This is a genomic window from Caryophanon latum (assembly GCF_001700325.1).
Classification (GTDB): domain Bacteria; phylum Bacillota; class Bacilli; order Bacillales_A; family Planococcaceae; genus Caryophanon; species Caryophanon latum.
Map to the genome: position 1 here is coordinate 1 of NZ_MATO01000090.1, position 4,829 is coordinate 4,829.

General features: G+C 43.5%; 4 protein-coding genes. All 4 read left to right on the top strand.

The genetic code is table 11. The features are described from left to right. The first annotated feature begins 283 nt into the window (after positions 1–283). The 4 genes from A6K76_RS16250 (at position 284) to A6K76_RS16265 (ending at position 4,691) form a co-directional block, all read left to right on the top strand. Positions 284–1,984 carry a DNA translocase FtsK gene (locus tag A6K76_RS16250; protein ID WP_066466626.1) on the top strand — a complete coding sequence of 567 codons (1,701 nt, stop codon included), beginning with the start codon at positions 284–286 and terminating at the stop codon, positions 1,982–1,984. Positions 1,985–2,161: 177 nt separating this feature from the next. Then, positions 2,162–3,469, top strand: coding sequence for a UDP-N-acetylmuramate--L-alanine ligase (gene murC / locus A6K76_RS16255; protein WP_066466627.1), 1,308 nt, complete (start codon positions 2,162–2,164; stop codon positions 3,467–3,469). 124 nt (positions 3,470–3,593) lie between these two features. After that, the gene (locus A6K76_RS16260; RefSeq protein WP_066466628.1) at positions 3,594–4,067 is read left to right on the top strand and encodes a DUF948 domain-containing protein; all 474 of its coding nucleotides are present in this window, start codon (positions 3,594–3,596) and stop codon (positions 4,065–4,067) included. 36 nt (positions 4,068–4,103) lie between these two features. After that, positions 4,104–4,691, top strand: a complete 588-nt coding sequence (locus A6K76_RS16265) for a YtxH domain-containing protein (protein ID WP_066466629.1) — start codon at positions 4,104–4,106, stop codon at positions 4,689–4,691. Positions 4,692–4,829 lie beyond the last annotated feature (138 nt).

Here is a 4,829-nt window from a genome sequence, read left to right on the forward strand (position 1 = left end):
GATAGTCTTTTTTCAAAGTGTCTATCGTATAGGGTACATTTTAGCTAAGTGCTTCGGATGGTTTTTTTTCTGTCGTTTTGTTAGTAGTAAGGAGAAGGAACTTGTTGTATATTTTATAGTGTAGCTTCCTATGCGATTTCGCCGCGAGCGTACACGTCATTTTTTGACACTTTTTTATAGTGTTTTATGAAAACGTTTCCTAGTTTATGTTATGCTAAAAGCGGCAAACGAATCGCATGAGACGTTGCTAATATTGTAAGCTGATAGAAATGAGTGACTGCATATGAAATGGTTGAAAAAGATTAATCAATTGTTTACGCATAAAGAATTACTCGATAATTCTGAGCAGCCTAAAAATGTTGAACAAGAAGCTGTGGTAAAAAAGCCGCAAGAAGAAGCGATTTTACCACCACCGAATTTACAACAACGATTTACAATGTCTGATCCATTACAAGACATCGTAGAAAAGGCGCAGCAACAGGCGGAAACAACAGGTGCATTCCGTTTCCCTTTAATTCCAGATAACGAGGAATTTACGGTACCGCCACCACCGATACCAGAGCGACGTGAAGAGCGCGTTCAGCAACAAAAGCAAAAAGCGGCAGAAGTGGATTTATTGAACATCGTATTAGAGCCAGAACCAGATTCACCAGGGCTTCGCGGCGTATTACAGGATCGAAAACTAGGCATTCATCGCAAAAAGCAAAAGCCGCCACGTGCGATTGCGCCGATTGGCAAAAAGAAAAAAGAGCCGGTGTCAGCGCTGCGAGCAATAAAGGAAGACCCATCGTTTGAGCATCGCCGCTTCGTACCATCTGTCGTGCCATCACCGATTTTCGGTTACGGTGAGCGAACAGCAGCTGTGCAAAAACCAGCAGCAAAAGAGTTAAGCACGATGAACGAGCTGTTAAGTAAGCATAAGCAGCAGGAGCCAGTTGAGCCATCTGTAGAAGAAACACTTCAAACGTCGAAGCGCCAAAAAGTATTGACGAACAAAAGTATTTTACAAACGGTTGAATATGCATATGAAGAATTACCGCACGTACGTGAAGCACGTTTAGCGAAGGAGCAGCCTGAAACCGTTGAAGCAAACGATTATGTAGAGCCAGCATCACCAGAATTGATGATGCATCCAGACGTACTGGAGCAAGACATTATTCGCATGCCATCTTTACATAACATAGCACCGAAACAAAAAGACGAAGCGAAGTTGGAAGAAGCAGCGGAATCAAAAGACGAAGCGAAGTTGGAAGAAGCAGCGGAATCAAAAGACGAAGCGAAGTTGGAAGAAGTAGCGGAATCAAAAGACGAAGCGAAGTTGGAAGAAGCAGTGGAATCAAAAGACGAAGCGAAGTTGGAAGAAGCAGCGGAATCAAAAGACGAAGCGAAGTTGGAAGAAACTGTGGAATCAAAAGACGAAGCGAAGTTGGAAGAAGCAGCGGAATCAAAAGACGAAGCGAAGTTGGAAGAAACTGTGGAATCAAAAGACGAAGCGAAGTTGGAAGAAACTGTGGAATCAAAAGACGATGTACAGCCGCAACAGGAGCCGGTCATAGAACAGCATACAGATGAGGTGCAAAAACAGCCGGAAGAAGCCGAAGCGGTGCAGCAGCAAGCGTCTGCTACAGATGTAGAACATGCAACAACGTCGTTTGAAGGTGAAATCATTGAAGAAGAACGTTTAGATGAGCCGGTGTTAACGAACGATGCATCCGAATCAACATTAAGTGAACAGCACGAAGCGACGAACGAAGCAGCTGTTACAAAAAGCGTAGATGATTTATTTGAAGCTGTTTGTCGATTCGTATATGAGCGTCAATCAGCGTCGATTACAGCGATTAAGCGTCAATTCCACTTAAACTCGAGCGAAGCCGCGCCGCTAATAGAGAAGTTAGAAGCGCATGGCTATATTTCTGAGCCGAAAAAAGGGAACCGACGCGACGTGCTCATTACAGAGGACGAGCTCAATCGTAAATTTTCGTGAGCACGACATTTTCTATAAAAAGCTGTATACCGCTCAAAAAGTAAAGACGACGCATTAATTGTATGAACGGCTCGCGCTTTTTCGAATTAGTGGTATAATGGTTAATCGAAAATACTGAAAATCAGCATAGCTGTGACGTATATAGAAGGGATTTATTCCCACGGAGGGTTTAGCGTTATGACATTATTTCATTTTACAGGCATTAAAGGCTCAGGGATGAGTTCACTTGCCCAAGTTTTATTCGATTCAGGCTTTGATGTACAAGGCTCTGACATTGAACAATATTTTTTTACAGAGCAACCATTAATTGACCGTGGCATGACGGTACTACCGTTTAACGCAGACAACATTCGTGAAGGCATGACGATCATCGCTGGTAACGCGTTCCCTGATGAGCATGAGGAAATTGTACGTGCAAAAGAGCTCGGCGTTGAAGTAATTCGCTATCATAAATTTTTAGGCGATTATTTAAGCAACTACACGTCGATCGCCATTACTGGTGCGCACGGTAAAACGTCAACGACAGGCTTAATGAGTCACGTTGTACGCGGCTATGAGCCAACGTCGTATTTAATCGGTGACGGTACAGGTTCAGGTCAAGAAGGTGCGTCGTTCTTCGTATTAGAGGCGTGTGAATATCGCCGTCACTTCCTTGCGTACAAGCCAGATTACGCGGTGATGACGAACATCGACTTTGATCACCCAGATTACTTTTCGGATATTGAGGATGTGTATAGCGCATTCCAAGAGCTTGCACGCCAAGTGAAAAAAGGCATTATCGCATGTGGCGACGATAAGTATTTACAGCGTATTCAAGCGAACGTACCCGTTGTTTATTATGGCTTCGGTGAACAAAATGATTTCCAAGCAACAAACATTGAGAAAACGACGTCAGGTACGTCATTTGATGTCGTCGTGCGCAATGAGTTTTACCATCGTTTCCACATCCCGCTATTTGGAGATCACACGGTGTTAAATACGCTAGCGGTTATTTCTTTATGTCATTATGAAGGAATTCCAGCTGATATCGTTCAGCAGCAGTTAAATACGTACAAAGGTGTAAAAAGACGTTTTACGCAAACAGACATTGGGAATAATACACTGATTGATGATTACGCACATCATCCAACAGAAATTCGTGCAACGATTCAATCGGCTCGTCAAAAATTCCCTGAACGTGAGCTGATTGCGGTATTCCAGCCGCACACATTCTCGCGTACAGAAGCGTTTTTACAAGACTTTGCCGATGCATTAAACGGCGCAGACAAAGTGTACTTATGTGATATTTTTGGCTCAGCACGTGAAAAGCAGGGCGGCTTAACGATTCATGATTTAATCGCGTGCTGTAACGATGCGACACATTTAACAGAGGACGTAAAAGTATTACAGCAACACGCAGGCGCTGTATACTTATTTATGGGTGCTGGTGATGTGACGAAATATCAGCAAGCATTTGAAGCTTTACTGCAAAATACGAACGTTTAATGTAAACGAAACAAATAACAGCTTAGTCAGCAATGAATAAGCTGTTATTTTTCAAATGTTGCAGGAAATTTTGGATGATATGTGGAAAAAATAAAAAATAGACATGAATTAGGAGGTTACTCGTATGGAATGGATTTTATATGTTGCGGCACTTGTGGCGGCAATCGGATTTTTAGTACTTTGCATCGGGCTAGCGGCAACTTTATTCTCGGTAAAGAAAACGTTAGACAACATGGCTGGCACAGTTGCAGGCATTGAAAGCCAAATGGAAGGCATTACGCGTGAGACGACGACGTTACTTGCAAAAACAAACGATTTAGCAGCAGACGTTCAGCATAAAGTTTCAGAAATGAACACGGTCGTTTCAGCTGTGAAAGGCATTGGTGAATCGGTAACAGGTTTAAACCAATCAATTTCTCGCGTAACAGCATCAATCTCATCAGAAGTAAATAAAAACGATGAAAAAGTAGCGCAAGTTGTACAATGGGGTAGCGTTGCGATGGGCTTAGCCGACAAATGGAAAAAGCGCAAAGTAATCGACGGGCAAGATGTACAATTCACAACATCAGCAAACCCAGTACACACACCAAATAAATAATGTTCTACACAACTATGCTTAAGGGGGACTTTGTTCATGACAAAACATTCAAATAATCCAAATGAGTACACAGTAGACCCAGTTTATGCAAATGAGGCAAGCTCAAAAGATTTCGTGTTCGGCGCCATTGCCGGAGCGATCATCGGAGCAGCTGCAGCATTGTTACTTGCACCGAAAGCAGGGCGCGATTTACGCCATGACGTATCGACGCAAGCAGTGCAGCTTCGTCATAAAAGCGCCGAGCTATCTGCGCAGGCGAAGGAAAAGACAGCAGAATTATCTGCACAAGCGAAAGAAAAAACAGCTGAGCTTTCATCAACAGCTGTTGATAAAACGAAAGAGCTAGCTGCAAAAGCGCAGCCGTTAACGGATAAAGTAACGCCGCTCGTTGAAAAAGTAAAAGCTGCCGTGCCAACGAAGACGCCGCAGCCACCGACAGATGACGGTACTGCTTCAACAGAAGAGGAGCCGTTAACAGCTGAGGAAAAAGCAGCAGCGCTTGAATCGGGCTTAGACCCACGCGGTGAAACAGGTACGACGACAGAGGAAATTGCGGATGCATTAAACGTCGATGTCGAAGAAGCACTTAAGCAAGTAGAGCAATCAAAAGAGAAATATAAGTAAGTAAAAAAGGTGTACGACAAGTCATGTTTGACGAGTCGTGCACCTTTTTGATTGTACATATATACAAGATGATTGAAATTTAGAATGCGAACGAGGCTCGGCTCAAGCCTCCGCACCGCTCCTACGTCGCGGCTTACG